The following is a 14886-nucleotide window of genomic DNA, read 5'->3' as shown; positions in this document are numbered from 1 at the left end:
ATAGGCGCCACCTGAAACACCGGAACTCCTAGTAAAACACAGATAGAATGAAAACGACAATGTTTACCTACCTGAGGAGGAAATAAAAATGAAAAAAATCGCTGCGATGTTGCTTGCGGTTATCATGGTTTTCGGATTTACGGCTTGTGGCGGCACCGGTACGGACACACCGGCGGCAGATACGCCCGAGGATACGCAGAGCACGGACGCCCCCCAGTCGGCGGGCATGATCAGTGAAGAGGAAGCTTCGATCAAGATCGGCATCACCAGTCAGACCATGAAGGAAAAGACCTACCGTGATATGATGGCGGGCGCCGAGGAGCGGGCGATTGAAAAGGGCGTTTACATGGAGTGGCAGCCCTGCGATCTGGACGCTTCCAAGGAGCTCGATATCATCCACAACTACATCACCCGTGGCTTCGATGTTATCGCGATCGAGCCGGTCAACGGCACGGTCTCGGTAGAGATGGCGCAGGCCTGCGTCGACGCGGGCGTTCCCTTTATCTCGCTCGAAGTTGATTTTGAAGGCGAAAATATGCCCGATATCCTTGTTTCCGGCGATTTCTATGGTATTGGACAGGCCAAGGTCGATAAATTCGTCGAAGTTTTTGGCGACGGCCCGGCCAACATCGTGCTGATGGACGGCACGCTGGGCGATTCCGTTGCCACCGCTGTGCACAACGGCGCCGTGGACCAGCTGAAAAACTATCCGCAGATTACCGTGGTGCATCAGGAATGGTGCCCGGATTGGGCGCGCGATTTCGCCATGACCACCATGCAGAACGTGCTTGCCAAGACCACGGATATTCAGGGCGTAATCAGTGCGAACGACGCGATGGGCGTTGGCGCGTATAACGCCTGCGAGGAGATCGGCATTGAGAAGGACGTGATCTTCGTTTCGATGGATGACGACGAGGACGCCGTCATGCTGATGCAAAAGGGCATCAAGTATTATAGCGTTGATAAAAACTCCAAGCTGTACGGCACCAAGGTGATCGACGCGGCGATCTCGCTGGCGAACGGCGAAGAGCCCGCTTACGACAAGATCAATGACGCGGGCGTTAAGATGTCGCTGATCGATCTGCGCTGGAACAGCTGCGACGATCTGACCGTCGGCAAGGAAATGTATCCGCATCTGTTCGAGTAAACGCGATCTGCACGCGCTGCTGCAAAAGCCGGTGTGCGTTGTCCGCCGGCTTTTGCAGCAAAACCTTTACGAAAGATTGGAAAGGTGAAACATGGCACTGGTAGAATTTAAAAACGTATCCATCCAGTTTCCCGGTGTGCGAGCGTTGGACGGCGTCTCCTTTGGGATCGAAAAAGGCGAGGTCATGGCTCTTTGCGGCGAAAACGGGGCGGGGAAATCGACGCTGGCCAAGATTTTGGCCGGTGTAAACCCCAAAAGAGCATACGAAGGACAGGTCATCTTCAAGGGCGAGGAGCTCGAAAACCGTCTATCCGTCGACGCGGAGCGCAAGGGCATTTTTCTGGTGCATCAGGAGCTGGCGCTTTTACAGGATATGACGGTGGCGGAAAATATCTTTCTCAGCCATTATCCGACCAAATTCGGCGTTTTGGATAAAAAGACCATGAACGAAAAAGCGAAGGAATGTCTCACGGAGGTCGGTCTCGATATCGACCCGCAGGTAAAGATTCGTTCGCTTACGGTCGCGATGCAGCAGATGGTCGAGATCGCCAAGGCCCTTTCCGAACAGGGCGAAATCGTGATTTTCGACGAATCTACCAGCTCGCTGACCAATAAGGAGATCGATGGATTTTTCGAGATCGTGCGCGCCTTAAAAAAGAAGGGCGTCACCTGTATCTTTGTCACGCATAAGCTCGATGAGATATTCCAGATCTGCGACACGGTCACGGTTTTAAAGGATGGAAAACTCATTCAGGCGGGCATTGATATCAAGACGATCAACAAGGACGATGTGGTGCAGCTGATGATCGGCCGCGATCTGAAAAATATGTATCCGCAAAAGCCGACGTATCAGGCCGACGCGCCCGTGGTGTTCGAGGTGAAAAATTGGAACCTGTTCGACGCGCACCTGCCCGAACGCAAAATCATCGATAATTTCAGTTTCCAGATCAAGCAGGGCGAGATTCTGGGCTTTTACGGTCTGGTAGGCGCGGGGCGCACCGAGCTGGTCAATTCTATTTTTGAAGGCGTTAACAAATTTACCTCCGGCGAGGTCTATCTGCATGGGCAGAAGATCGAGATCAGATCGACCTCGGACGCGGTAAAGCACGGCATTGCGCTGATAACGGAGGATCGAAAGGGCAACGGTTTGGTTTTGAACCATTCGATCAACGACAACCTGACCGCGCCGTCTCTGCCCACGCTGACCAAAAAGTTCGGCGTACTGGATTTTGAAGAAGAGGCAAAACGAAACGACGCGATGATCAAACAGATGGAGGTGCGCATCAGCACAAAGCGGCAGACCGCGAGCAGCCTATCCGGCGGCAACCAGCAAAAGGTCGTCGTGGGCAAGTGGCTGCTGACCGATCCGAAGGTGCTGATTCTGGACGAGCCCACCAAGGGCATCGACGTAGGCACCAAAGCGGAGATATACAAAAAGCTGAGAAAACTCGCCGAGCAGGGCATCGCGATCTTGATCGTCAGCTCCGAGCTGCCGGAGACCATCGGCAACTGTGACCGCGTGATCGTGGTGCGCGGCGGCTGTAATGCAGGCGAAATGATCGGCGATGCGATAACGGAAGAGTCACTGTTCAGAATTGCTATAGGGAGAGAATAAACATGAGGAAACGAAATATCGATGTATCCAAGTTTACCTCGCTGATTGCATTGGTCGTTCTGATCGTGATCTCGGCCATCCTCAGCGGCACGTTCCTAAAACCGGTCAATATCCTTAATGTGCTTCGGCAGATCTGCACCAACGGCGTGGCTTCCTGCGGCGCGATGTTTGCGATCCTTTTGGGCGGTATCGACCTGACGGTCGGCTCGCTCTTCGGCCTGACGGGCGTGTTGGCCGCGGTTCTGATGCAGCACATGCCGTGGTATTTCGCGGTGCTGATCCTTTTGGTCGGCGCGGCGGCGCTCGGCTACGGCATTGGCGCAATCATTGCAAAATTTCAAATCCCCGCCTTTATCGCCACGCTGGCCGGTCTGACCGGCTTTCGCGGCGCGGCGCTCGCCATTACCGGCGCGGCCAACCTGCCCATCAGCCAGCAGGGCTTTTTGGATATCTTCGGTTCCGGCAGGGTGCCGTATCAGGTCGTGCTCGCCATTTTGGCGGTAATCGCGGTTTTTATCGTGCTTTCCTGCCTGAAAAAGATTCGCCAGCAGAAAACGTCGACGGCGAACGCCGTGCTGTTTGCCGCGCTGTACCTCATCATTGAGGCGTACATGGCCTATCTGGTCATATCGACGGGCTTTATGAACTGCCAGATTCTGTACTTAGGCGTCATGCTGCTGCTGACCTATTTCCTGCTCAACCATACGGCGTTCGGCCGCCGCATTTACGCGGTCGGCGGCAATAAGGACGTGGCCAAAATGGCCGGCATCAACGTGGACCGCACCATTATGCAGGGCCATGCGTGCGCCTGCTTCTGCGCGGTGCTCGGCGGCCTGCTGATCGCGGCCAAGCTCAAGAGCGGCGTGCCCACCGCGGGCCAAAGCGCGGAGATGGACGCGATTGCCGCCACCGTCATCGGCGGCACCAGCCTGTCGGGCGGCATCGGCAACATCGGCGGCACCATCATCGGCGTGCTGCTCATCGGCGTGCTGGCAAATCTGCTGTCGCTGCTCAACGTTTCTTCGGACTTCCAGAATATTTTCAAGGGGCTTATCATTCTGGTCGCCGTGATCGTTGATACGCAGTTTAAAAACAAGAAGGGCGCGTAAGGCGCAAGATGCTGAAACCCAAAAGGAGGCTTATCAGTTATGAAGGCTGCTCTGTTTCAAGGCTCCGGCTGTCTCGAGGTAAAGGACGTACCAAAGCCCGAGGTGAAAAATCCGGACGACGTATTGATTGAAATCCACGCCATCGGCGTGTGCGGCACCGATATCCGGGCGCTCGCGGTTCCGCCGCTCTACGAGTTTAAAAAGGGACTGATTCTAGGCCATGAGGGCACGGGCAAGGTTGTCGGGGTTGGTTCGGACGTCACGGGCGTCGCGGTGGGTGATCATGTGGTCATTCATCCGAATATCTGGTGCGGCAAGTGTCACTACTGCAGGACGGGCCACATCAACCTCTGTGAGAATTTTCAGCACATCGGCGACAGCATCGACGGCGTAATGGCTGAGTTTGCCTGTATCCCGGAACGGATGGTGTACAAGATCTCGGCCGAGGTGCCCGCGCATATCGCCGCCATGGCCGAACCGCTGGCCTGCGTGCTCAACGGCACCAACAAGGCGCGCGCGCATCCGGGCGAGACTGTGCTCATTCTGGGCGCGGGACCGATCGGCATGCTGTATATGATGCTGTATCAGGCCATGGGCGCGGACGTTTGCGTGAGCGACACCAACGAGGAGCGCTTGCGCTTTGCCGCGGAACTGGGCGCGACCTACACGGTAAACCCGATGAAGCAGGATGTGCCGGCATTTCTGATGGAGAAGACCGGGATTGGCGCGGATATCGTGGTGGACGCGGTGGGCGTACTGCTGGATACCGCGATCTTGGCCGCGAAAAAGGGCGGCACGATCGTGCTGTTCGGCATCAATACCGTTGCACAGCCCACGGTACATCAGGTGGAGATCGTCTTTAAGGAGCTGCAGATCGTCGGCGCCTATATCACCAAGGGCACCTTCCCGCAGGCGGTCGACATCATTGAAAATCACAGGATCCCCGTGGAGAAACTGGTCACGCTGCGCGTTCCGCTCGAGCAAACCAAGTACGGCATCGACCAGATGGCCGCGGCTAAATCGGTTAAAACCGTGATCGAAGTAAAATAAAAAACTTTCGGCCGGCCCGGCTTCTTCACACCGGGCCGGTCCTCTTTTGGAAAGGAGCGGGAGAATGCTTAACCGGGTAAACGTCGGCGTGATCGGTTGCGGCGACGTCAGCGATATTTATTTTAAAAACCTTGCGGGGGAGCGGGATTCCGTTTGTCTGACAGCCTGCGCGAACCGGCATATCGAAGCGGCCCGCGCGGCGGCGGAAAAGCACCATATCCCAAGGGTGATGACCATCGACGAGCTGTTGGCCGATCCGTCGATCGATCTGGTGCTCGATTTGACCGCCCCGGCGGCGCACGATATAATCAACCGCCGCGCGCTTTTGGCGGGCAAGCATGTTTATTCGGAAAAACCGCTTGGAGGAACGCCGGAACAGGCGCGGGAGCTGTTGCGGCTCGCGCGGGAACGGAACCTGCGCATCGGCTGCGCGCCGGATACCTTTCTGGGCGGCGGCTTGCAGACCTGCCGCCAGCTGCTCGATCAGGGGGAGATCGGCCGTCCCCTTGCAGCCTGTGCGTTTTTGGCATGGCACGGGCCGGAGCACGAGCACCCCAACCCGGCGTTTTTGTATCAGCCCGGCGCGGGACCCCTGCTGGACTACGGGCCTTACTATATGACGGCGCTGATCCATCTGCTGGGGCCCGCGCGCTCCGTTTGCGCAATGACGGCAAAGGGGTTTGACACGCGCACCTGCACCTGCCCCGGGCCGCATGCGGGAGAGATGTTTTCGGTCGGAACGCCTACTCATGTGACCGGGACGATCCGGTTTCAAAACGGCGTGCTGGCGACGGTTCTGCATAGCTTTGACGTATGGGGGCATGGGCTGCCGTTCCTTGAGATATACGGAACCGAGGGCACGCTGCGCGTGCCTGATCCGGATACCTTTGGCGGGCCGGTCTGTCTGCTGCGCGCGCGGGAAAGCGTCTTTCGCGAAGTGCCGCTGACCTATGGGCATACCGAAAACTGCCGCGGTATCGGCCTGCTCGATATGGCGGAGGCAATCCGGGAGGGGCGCCCGCACCGGGCGAGCGGGGAATTGGCGCTGCACACCCTAGAAATCCTGCACGCTTTTCTGACAAGCGCCGGGGAAGAGCGGTTTGTAACCCTAGGGACCGCCTGCCGCCGCCCCGCGAGGCTTTGATTCCACGGCAAAAGCAACGCGTACGCTTTCATCCAGTCGGAAAGCGTACGCGTTTTTAGCCTTCTATGATAGTTAGCGGAAAAACCGTTCGATCTTTTTCTCGGTTCTGCGCGGCAATGCGGCGCTGCCTTTCGCGCCCGAGAAAACGGCGCTTCCTATACGCTTCATGCCCGCGGTTTTGAAAAATTCATGCATGGCGCGTAAAGCGCCGCTGCTTTGCCCGCACAGCCACGAAAAGGGGAAGGGGGTATTGCAGGCGGTCAAGAGTAAGTATTCTTGTTCCGCGGATAGGCGCGGGCGGGGGAAGGTTGCGGTCTCCTCCATCGCCGTGCCAAGCAGCCGGTCAAACAGGTTTTTTACGTTAGCCGGTACGTTTGCCCAATAGGTGGGCGCGGCCAATACGACCCGGTCGCAGGTTCGCAGCAGCGCGGCGATCTCTTGGATATCATCGTCTATGACACAGGTTCTGGTTTGGGCGCAGACCCGGCAGCCCTTACAATAGGCGAGCTGTTTTTGGTACAGCCGCACGGTGGTGACTTCCCACCCGTGCGCGGCAGCGGCGTGTACGGCGCGATCCAGCATGGCCGCCGTCGAGCCGTGATCATGCGGGCTGCCCAAGAGCGCAAGCAGCTTTTTTCTCATTCTTTGTCCTCCCTTGCGATCAGCCGGTAGAGCCTGTCGAAGCCGTATGTTAGAAATTGTTCCTTCGTTTGGCCCATTGCTTGTTCAATATAGGCCCTCTTATGCGCCGCCATTTGTATAACGCCGGACAAAGAAGCCCAAAATAGAAAAACCGTGGGCAAAACCGGAATGTCCGGCAAAAGCGCCCCCGCTTCTATGCCGGACCGGAGAAACTGAACGATTTCGGCGTTGATCTGCTCGCCGACCTCGAACGTTTCTCTCTCTACGGGGAGGTGATCCTTTTTGTCAAAATCAATATTGATCTCTCCCAATGCAAGCGAAAAGTAAAGCGGGTATTGCGCCTGATATTGCGCCAAGGCGTGACAGAGCCGCTCATACTTTTCCTTGGTCGCGGCCGGTGCGGATACGGCCTCGTGCAGAACGGCGCGAAGCATTTTCATGCTTTTCAGCACCAGCAGCCCAACAATCTCTTCCTTGTTTGTAAAATACACATATAAGGTAGCCTTGCTGTATCCGGCCTGCTTCGCGATATCATCCATGGTGGTTGCGGTTATGCCTTTAGCGGCAAACAGGCGTTCCGCGGCCGCGGCGATGTTGTCGCGGTGCACGCTTTCCGGTTCCTTCTTTCTTCGGCCCATGCGCTCCTCCAGAATTAATTAAATGTCGATCGAAACAAAGCCCCATTTCGATCGAGAATTCCGGCTCTGGCGCGCGCCCTTTGGGCACACTTCGCCGCCGGTTTGTTCAAAAACCGAGATACATGCTCCCGGTTTTTGGTCAAATTGAAGCAAAGCTTCAACTTTCAATTTTATTGCGCGCTGCGGCGCGAGGGGTTCTTTGACGCACTGTAAATTAATTGAACTATCGGTTTAATTAATTCTATCACAATCTCCCTAGCGGCGCAAGAGAAGTTTTGCAAGCTTATCATGGATTGCCAAAGTTTTGGGCGGACCCTAGGAAATGCTTGTTTTTATGGGCAAAAGCAGGTATACTATATGTTGTATTACTATCGTTGGAGGAACCTATTTTGCTTTGGAATGCTTTGCGTATCGGCGATTTGCGCACGGCGCTGATCTATTTGGCGCTGTCGCTGCCGGCCGTTGTGCTGTGTCTGACCGTGCACGAAGCCGCGCATGGCGGCATGGCGAGCCTTTTGGGCGACCGTACCGCCAAGGCTGCGGGCCGGTTGACGCTTTCCCCCTTGGCGCATATCGACCCGTTCGGTTTTTTGTGCCTGATCTTATTTGGCTTCGGCTGGGCGCGCCCGGTGCCGGTCAATATTTCAAACTTTAAAAACCGCCGCTTCGGCATGGCGGCGACCGCGCTGGCTGGCCCGGCGTCGAATTTGCTGACCGCGTTTGTGTTCTATTGCCTGTACCTCTGGCTGGGGACAATGCAGCTGGGCGCGCTTCAAATCGCCATTTTGCTGTTTTGCCGTATCGTTGCCAGCATGTCGGTCGGTCTGGGCGTGTTCAACCTGATCCCGATCCACCCGCTGGACGGTTCGCGTGTGGTCGATGCTTTTTTGCCGTTCTCTTGGTCGCTCAAGCTGCAAAAATATCAGTCCATCATCCTGATCGTGTTCATTGCCGCGCTTTGGTTCGGCTGGCTCGATTTCCTCATCGGTGGGGTCAATCTGTGGGTGCAGAACCTTGCTTGGAATTTGATGAGCGTCTTGATCGGGTGAAAACATGGATTTTCATTTAGAAAATTTCGACGGGCCGCTCGACCTGCTGCTGCACCTGATCGCGAAAAACAAGGTGAGCATCTACGATATCCCGATCGCCGAGATTCTGGACCAGTACCTTGCCGTGCTGCACGATGCGCACGTCATGGACATGGATGTGGCGGGTGATTTCGTTGCGATGGCGGCGCAGCTCGTGTATATCAAATCCAAAATGCTGCTGCCAAAGCACGAGGAAGAAGAGGAAGAGGACCCGCGCGCCGGTCTGGTCGAAATGCTGCTCGAATATCAGCGCATGAAAGAGATCGCGCCGGTCTTAAAGTCCAAAAGCGAATTTGGGCGCGATATTTTTGTCAAATCCCCGGAAACGCTGCCCGGCGCGCCTGTGCGCGAATATCGCCATTCGGTGAGCGATCTGGTGCGCGCGGCAAACCGCATGCTGCAAAAAGCCGAACGGCGCATGCCGCCTTCGGCGAACGCGTTCAGCGGCATCGTCGGCCACGAGCCGGTGCCGGTATCCACGCGGATCACCGCTATCTTAAAGCGCTTTTTTGGGTCGGCGCGGGTGCGATTCCAGCGCCTGTTCGACGATGCAAAGAACCGCTCGGAGATCGTCGCGACATTTTTGGCTGTATTGGAGCTGTCCAAAACCAAGCGCGTCTTGCTGGAGGGCGACGGGGAAGACTTGGAGCTGACGCTCGCCACAGATAAGGAGAAGGAAACTGTATGACAGAGCTGGAGGCCGGTCTGGAGGCCGTGCTTTTCGCCGCGGGCGACGCCGTGCCGGTCGACCGGCTGGCCGCCGCCCTGGAAACCACACGGGAACGACTGTTGGAGGCGGCGCAGGAGCTTGCGAACGCCTATGATTTTGAACAGCGCGGCATCATGCTGCTGCGCATGGAGGACAAGCTACAGCTTTGCAGCCGCCCCCTTTATGCGGACGCCGCCCGCCGCGTGACCGAAAGCCGACGCCCGCCCTCGCTTTCCCCCGCGGCGCTCGAAGTGCTCACCATCGTGGCTTACCGCCAGCCGGTGACGCGCGCGTTCATCGACCAGCTGCGCGGCGTTGATTCGGGCGGCACGGTCGCGGGCCTTGTCGAAAAGGGGCTGATCGAGGAAGCGGGGCGCATGGATGTGCCCGGCCGCCCGATCCTGTACCGCACGACCGATATCTTTTTACGCACCTTTTCGCTCACCAGCCTGTCCGAATTGCCCGCGCTGCCCTCTTTGGAGGAAAACGAGCAAATGGAGCTAAGGCTGGAAGAAGCGGCGCCCGAACAAGAGGTGGACGGGCAGATCGGTCTGGAGCAGCCGTCCGCCGGGACGGACGAAACGGAGTGAATAACGGATGGCTGGCATCCTTCTGATTCTGCTGCGCGTGGTGCTGATCGTGCTTCTCGCGGTGCTCGTACTTGCCCTGCTGCTGCTCACGGTCCGCACCGGCGTGGAGGCCGCCGGGGTAAACGGAGATATCACCATCGATCTGCGCTACGGCATTGTGCGCATTCCTCTTTATCCGCCGCCCCACCGTAAAAAAAGGAGGAAAAACCGCCGCCGCCCGCCGCGGAAAAGCCGCCGGCGCCGAAAAAAAAAGGCCTGAATTTGCGCGAAATCGAACTGGAGCAGGCAATCGATCTGCTGTTTACCCTGCTGGGTGAGGCGAGCGATTCCCTTCGGATATCCAAACTGCGCGTGCGCGTGCTATTCGGCACGGACGACGCGGCGAAAACGGGTTTGTATCTCGGTTATTTTTCTACTCTTTGCGGCATGGTAACGCCGTTTTTGGAGAATACTTTTGATATGAAGGACTATCACGTGAGCGCGGACGCGGATTTTGATGCGGACCATACCGAATGGGCGTTCACGGTGTTTTGTTCGATCCGTCCGCTGCGGCTGGCGCTGATTCTGCTGCGGCACGGCAAAAAGCTTTATAGGATGTATAAAAACCTGACAAAGAAAGAAGAGGCGATAGAAAATGAGTGAGCATCCCATCAGCAACCTGATGACCGAAACCATGGCTAAAATCAAGGAAATGGTGGATGTCAACACCATCATCGGCACGCCGATCCACACGGTGGACGGCACGACGGTTATCCCGGTCTCCAAGGTGACCTTTGGTTTTGCATCGGGCGGCAGCGATTTCTTGCCCCGCCACGCGCAAAGCGGCGCGCCCCTCGCTTTTGGCGGCGGCGGCGGCGCGGGCGTTACGGTTTCGCCTGTTTGCTTTTTGATCCTTTCGCCAAGCGGGGACGCGCAGATCCTAGGCGTCAACGCGCAGGCGTCCACCACGGTCGACCGTCTGGTCGAAATGATCCCCGGCGCGATCTCCAAGGTATCCGGCTTTATGAACGGCCGCCACGGAAAAATGGCAGACGAAACCGGAGAAGACGCGGAATAAGAGGCCCGCTCCCCGCAAAACCTACTCATAGTATTTTTATGAGTAGGTTTTGTTATACAGGGAGATGTGGATATGAAAAAAATAGCCTGCCTTTTGGCGCTTTGCCTGTTTCTGCCCGGTCGGGCGGGCGCGGTAAACGCCGCCGCCGCCGCTGTGCTGGACGCGGATACGGGCGAAACGGTGTTCGAGCAAAACGCCGATACGCGCCTGCCGATGGCCTCCACAACCAAGATCATGACCGCGCTGGTCGCGATCTCGGAGGGCGACCTCGACCGCACCTATCAGGTGAAAAAGGCGTATACACAGGTGGAGGGTTCGTCCATGTACCTGCGCGAGGGCGAAACGCTCACCGTGCGCGACACGCTGTACGGCCTGCTGCTGGAATCCGGCAACGACGCCGCGGTCGCCATCGCGGGAGAGTGCGGCGGCTATGACGCGTTTATCGATAAAATGAACGCAAAGGCGAAGGAACTCGGCTTGACAAACACCCATTTCGATAACCCGAACGGGCTCGACAGCGAAACGCATTATACCACTGCGCTGGAGCTTGCCAAAATCGCGGCCGCCGGAATGCAGGACCCCACGTTCCGGCAGATCGTCGGCACGAAAAACTACCGCGCGGGCGAGCGCGTGATGAGCAACCACAACCGGCTATTGACGCTTTATAACGACGCGATCGGCATCAAGACCGGCTTTACCAAGCGCAGCGGCCGCTGCTTGGTTTCCGCCGCCGAGCGAAATGGCCGCACGCTCGTCGCCGTGACGCTGAACGCGCCGGACGATTGGAACGATCATATGGCCATGCTGGACAACGGCTTTTCCCGCTACGAAGAAGTGACGCTGCACCACGCGGGCGATCAGGTGGGCACCCAGCATGTGTTCGGCGGCGACGCGGACGAAGTACCGCTGATCGCGCAGCACACGGTAACGGCGTATTTAACGCCAGAGGAAAAGGAAAAAATACAGGCGGTCCGCTACGGTGATACCATCTGCTACGCGCCCGTTGTCAAAACGGCGCGCGCGGGGCGTATGGAATACCGGCTGGGAGGCGCGGTGCTCGCTGAGGATAACGTGCTGTACGGCGAAGCGTCGCTTTTAACGCCGGAGCAGAAAAGCCTGCCCGCGCGCCTTTGGGAGCGCCTGTTTTCCTAAAGACAAGACGATAGGCATTAGACAAAACGGAGGATGACATCTTGAAAGAACGGTTACAGAAAATACTCGCGCAGGCCGGCCTGTGCTCGCGCCGTACGGCGGAAAGCTGGATCGAAGCCGGGCGCGTGACGGTGAATGGCCGCCGCGCTTCGCTCGGCGATCAGGCGGACGCGCAAAAGGAGCGCGTCTGCGTGGATGGCAAGCCGATCGGCGGAAACGAGCAAAAGCGCTATCTGATGCTTAACAAGCCGCGCGGCGTGGTCTCCACCATGCAGGATGAGCACGGGCGCAAAACCGTGGCCGCGCTCACAGCGAACTGCGGCGCGCGCGTGGTGCCGGTCGGCCGGTTGGATTATACCTCCGAGGGGCTGCTGCTGCTCACCAACGACGGCGCGCTGACCTATGCGCTCACCCATCCGCGCCATGAGGTGCCCAAGTATTACGAGGTACGCGTGCGCGGCCGCGTCGATCAGGCTATGCGCCTGTCCGAACCCATGGAAATTGACGGCTATCAGATCGCGCCCGCCACGGTGGACATTTTAGAGCATGACGAAGAAAGCGTGAAGCTGCGTCTGGGAATACACGAAGGGCGCAACCGCCAGATCCGCAAAATGTGCGAGCAGTGCGGGCTGGAGGTGCGCCGTTTAAAACGTATCGCCATTGGAAAATTGATGCTCGACCCGCGTTTAACGCCCGGCTCATGGCGCGAGCTGACCGAAAAGGAGCTTGCGTATTTGCAGGGCCTTGCTGCAAATATGCAGGAAGGGTGAAATACTTCTTGCATTTTTGCTGTAAACCGCTTAGAATGAAATTGGCCGAAACCTAAGCGGCAGCAGGAGTGTTAAGGAATGAACGATTTGATCGGAAAAATACAAAATGAATTGCCCGGCTTTTCCAAGGGTCAGAAACAGATTGCGCGCTTTATCTTAGAGCATTATGATAAAGCGGCGTTTATGACTGCCAGCCGGCTCGGAACGACGGTCGGTGTCAGTGAATCGACCGTCGTTCGCTTTGCGACCGAACTTGGCTACGAGGGCTACCCGCATTTACAGCGCGCGCTGCAGGAAATGATCCGCAACAAGCTTACCTCGGTGCAGCGTATGGAGGTATCCTCCGACCGGATGGGCGGCCGGGACGTTTTGCAGACCGTTCTGCACGCGGATATGGATATGATCCGCATGACGCTGGACGAGATCGACCGGGACGCCTTTCAGGGCGCGGTGGACGCGCTGCTGCATGCCCGCCGCGTGTACATTCTCGGCGTGCGTTCCTCGGGCGCGCTGGCGAGCTTCATGGGCTTTTACTTTAACCTGCTGTTCGATAACGTACATTTGGTGCACACCAATAGCATCAGCGAGATTTTCGAGCAGGTGCTGCGCATCGGCGAGGGGGATGTGTTCCTCGGCATCAGCTTTCCGCGCTATTCCAAGCGCACGCTTTCCGCCATGCGTTACTCGAAGGACCGCGGCGCGCGCGTGATCGCGCTGACGGATTCGCACCTGTCTCCGCTGGCCCGCGTGGCCGATCATACGCTGATCGCCAAAAGCGACATGGCCAGCTTTGTCGATTCGCTGATCGCGCCGCTTTCCGTCATCAACGCGCTGATCGTCGCGGTCGGTATGGAGCATAAAAAAGAGATAGAAGCCACCTTTAACTCCCTAGAGAGCATCTGGGAGGAATATGACGTATATGAGAAGCCGGAGGACGAGACCACTTGAATATTTTAGTCGTTGGCGGCGGCGCCGCCGGACTGATGGCGGCGGGCACGGCCGCGGAGCAGGGCGCGCGCGTCACTCTGTTTGAAAAGAATGAAAAGGTGGGGCGCAAGCTTTTCATCACCGGCAAGGGCCGCTGCAATGTGTGCAATGATTGCGATAACGAAACCGTTTTGCAGAATGTACCGGTCAATCCGCGCTTTTTATATTCCGCGCTGGGCTGTTTTTCCGCGCAGGATGTAAAGGATTTCTTTGAGGCGCGCGGCGTGCCGCTCAAGACCGAGCGGGGAAACCGCGTTTTTCCGGTTTCCGATCGATCCGCCGATATTATTGACGCGCTTTTTACATGGAACAAACAATCGGGTGTTACGATTGTAAACGAAGCCGTGGAGGAGCTCACCGCGGCGGATGGCCGTGTGACCGGCGCGCGGGCGGGCGGCAAGATCTACGAGGCGGACGCTGTGATCTTGGCCACCGGCGGCGTGTCCTATCCGCAGACCGGCTCGACCGGCGACGGCTACCGCTTTGCTAAGGCGCTGGGGCACAAGATCGTGCCGCCGAACGGCTCGCTCGTGCCGCTGACCGAAGCGGGGAACGTGTGCGGCGAGCTGATGGGGTTGAGCCTGCGCAACGTGAGGCTCAGCATTCTGGAAAACGATAAAAAGATTTATGAGGATTTTGGCGAAATGCTGTTTACGCATTTCGGCCTATCCGGTCCGCTGGTGCTGTCCGCTTCGGCGCACATGCGGCATTTTGGTAGCAAAACTTACCGCGCGGAGATCGATCTTAAGCCCGCGCTGGATGAAAAAACGCTTGACAAGCGCTTGCTGAGCGACTTTGAAAAGCATAAAAATAGCGATTTTGTTAACGCCTTGGGCGAGCTGTTGCCGCGCAAGATGATCCCCGCCGTGATATTGGCGGCCGGGATCGATCCGCGCGCCAAGGTGCATTCCATCACCAAGGAGGAACGGCGGAAGCTGCTGCACACGCTGCGCGCGTTTCCGGTCGCCCTGTCGGGCAAGCGTCCGGTGGAGGAAGCGATTGTCACCACGGGCGGCGTATCCGTCAAGGAGGTCAGCCCCAAGACGATGGAATCGAAAAAAACGCCCGGCCTGTATTTCGCGGGCGAGGTGCTCGACGTGGACGGCTATACCGGCGGGTTCAATTTACAGATCGCGTGGTCGACCGGAAGGCTTGCCGGGCTTTCCGCGGCGCACGCATAGGGAGGAA

At 57.5% G+C, this 14886-nt stretch carries 17 protein-coding genes; 15 read left to right on the top strand and 2 right to left on the bottom strand.

Annotated features, from left to right (window positions below):
* Positions 1-88: 88 nt before the first annotated feature.
* The 5 genes from RWV98_RS12305 to RWV98_RS12285 all read left to right on the top strand — a co-directional run bounded on the left by RWV98_RS12305 (position 89) and on the right by RWV98_RS12285 (position 6065).
* Entirely contained in the window at positions 89-1147 is a 1059-nt protein-coding gene (locus tag RWV98_RS12305; protein WP_317861069.1) for a sugar ABC transporter substrate-binding protein, read from the top strand.
* Positions 1148-1238: 91 nt separating this feature from the next.
* Positions 1239-2762, top strand: coding sequence for a sugar ABC transporter ATP-binding protein (locus tag RWV98_RS12300; RefSeq protein WP_317861068.1), 1524 nt, complete (start codon positions 1239-1241; stop codon positions 2760-2762).
* A gap of 2 nt (positions 2763-2764) precedes the next feature.
* Positions 2765-3871 carry an ABC transporter permease subunit gene (locus RWV98_RS12295; protein WP_317861066.1) on the top strand — a complete coding sequence of 369 codons (1107 nt, stop codon included), beginning with the start codon at positions 2765-2767 and terminating at the stop codon, positions 3869-3871.
* Between the two features lie 39 nt (positions 3872-3910).
* On the top strand, positions 3911-4921 hold the full coding sequence (locus tag RWV98_RS12290) for a zinc-dependent alcohol dehydrogenase (RefSeq protein ID WP_317861064.1): 1011 nt from the start codon (positions 3911-3913) through the stop codon (positions 4919-4921).
* Positions 4922-4985: 64 nt separating this feature from the next.
* Positions 4986-6065, top strand: coding sequence for a Gfo/Idh/MocA family protein (locus RWV98_RS12285; RefSeq protein WP_317861063.1), 1080 nt, complete (start codon positions 4986-4988; stop codon positions 6063-6065).
* A 72-nt stretch (positions 6066-6137) separates the two neighbouring features.
* Here the strand turns inward: RWV98_RS12285 and RWV98_RS12280 are convergent, their stop codons facing one another.
* Both RWV98_RS12280 and RWV98_RS12275 read right to left on the bottom strand, forming a co-directional pair.
* A complete protein-coding gene (locus RWV98_RS12280; protein WP_317861062.1) occupies positions 6138-6707 on the bottom strand; it encodes a flavodoxin family protein in 570 nt (189 codons plus the stop codon).
* Entirely contained in the window at positions 6704-7345 is a 642-nt protein-coding gene (locus RWV98_RS12275; protein WP_317861061.1) for a TetR/AcrR family transcriptional regulator, read from the bottom strand. Before RWV98_RS12275 ends, RWV98_RS12280 begins: the two co-directional genes overlap by 4 nt.
* A gap of 389 nt (positions 7346-7734) precedes the next feature.
* Between RWV98_RS12275 and RWV98_RS12270 the strand changes: the two genes are divergently transcribed.
* From RWV98_RS12270 to RWV98_RS12225, 10 genes are all read left to right on the top strand, one after another.
* A complete protein-coding gene (locus tag RWV98_RS12270; protein WP_280960849.1) occupies positions 7735-8394 on the top strand; it encodes a site-2 protease family protein in 660 nt (219 codons plus the stop codon).
* Between the two features lie 4 nt (positions 8395-8398).
* On the top strand, positions 8399-9121 hold the full coding sequence (locus RWV98_RS12265; protein WP_317861058.1) for a segregation and condensation protein A: 723 nt from the start codon (positions 8399-8401) through the stop codon (positions 9119-9121).
* Complete coding sequence (gene scpB / locus RWV98_RS12260) at positions 9118-9732, top strand: SMC-Scp complex subunit ScpB (protein ID WP_280960847.1); 615 nt, start codon at positions 9118-9120, stop codon at positions 9730-9732. The genes RWV98_RS12265 and scpB overlap by 4 nt, the downstream gene beginning before the upstream one ends.
* 7 nt (positions 9733-9739) lie before the next feature.
* Entirely contained in the window at positions 9740-9991 is a 252-nt protein-coding gene (locus tag RWV98_RS12255) for a hypothetical protein (RefSeq protein WP_317861057.1), read from the top strand.
* Positions 9992-9993: 2 nt separating this feature from the next.
* Entirely contained in the window at positions 9994-10374 is a 381-nt protein-coding gene (locus tag RWV98_RS12250) for a DUF2953 domain-containing protein (RefSeq protein WP_317861055.1), read from the top strand.
* Positions 10367-10789 (top strand): GerW family sporulation protein, encoded by a 423-nt coding sequence (gene ytfJ, locus RWV98_RS12245; protein WP_280960845.1) that lies wholly within the window; start codon positions 10367-10369, stop codon positions 10787-10789. Before RWV98_RS12250 ends, ytfJ begins: the two co-directional genes overlap by 8 nt.
* Positions 10790-10861: 72 nt before the next feature.
* Positions 10862-11941 (top strand): D-alanyl-D-alanine carboxypeptidase family protein, encoded by a 1080-nt coding sequence (locus RWV98_RS12240; RefSeq protein WP_317861053.1) that lies wholly within the window; start codon positions 10862-10864, stop codon positions 11939-11941.
* A 41-nt stretch (positions 11942-11982) separates the two neighbouring features.
* On the top strand, positions 11983-12711 hold the full coding sequence (locus RWV98_RS12235) for a pseudouridine synthase (RefSeq protein ID WP_317861051.1): 729 nt from the start codon (positions 11983-11985) through the stop codon (positions 12709-12711).
* A gap of 78 nt (positions 12712-12789) precedes the next feature.
* Positions 12790-13659: a MurR/RpiR family transcriptional regulator gene (locus RWV98_RS12230; protein ID WP_280960842.1), complete on the top strand. Its 870-nt coding sequence runs from the start codon at positions 12790-12792 to the stop codon at positions 13657-13659.
* Positions 13656-14879, top strand: a complete 1224-nt coding sequence (locus RWV98_RS12225; protein ID WP_317861049.1) for an NAD(P)/FAD-dependent oxidoreductase — start codon at positions 13656-13658, stop codon at positions 14877-14879. The genes RWV98_RS12230 and RWV98_RS12225 overlap by 4 nt, the downstream gene beginning before the upstream one ends.
* The last annotated feature ends 7 nt before the right edge of the window (positions 14880-14886 follow it).

Origin of the sequence: Agathobaculum sp. NTUH-O15-33 (genome assembly GCF_033193315.1) — a bacterium.
Classification (GTDB): domain Bacteria; phylum Bacillota; class Clostridia; order Oscillospirales; family Butyricicoccaceae; genus Agathobaculum; species Agathobaculum faecihominis_A.
The sequence above is the reverse complement of the archived record's forward strand: the minus strand, read 5'-3'. Positions and strand labels throughout refer to the sequence as shown.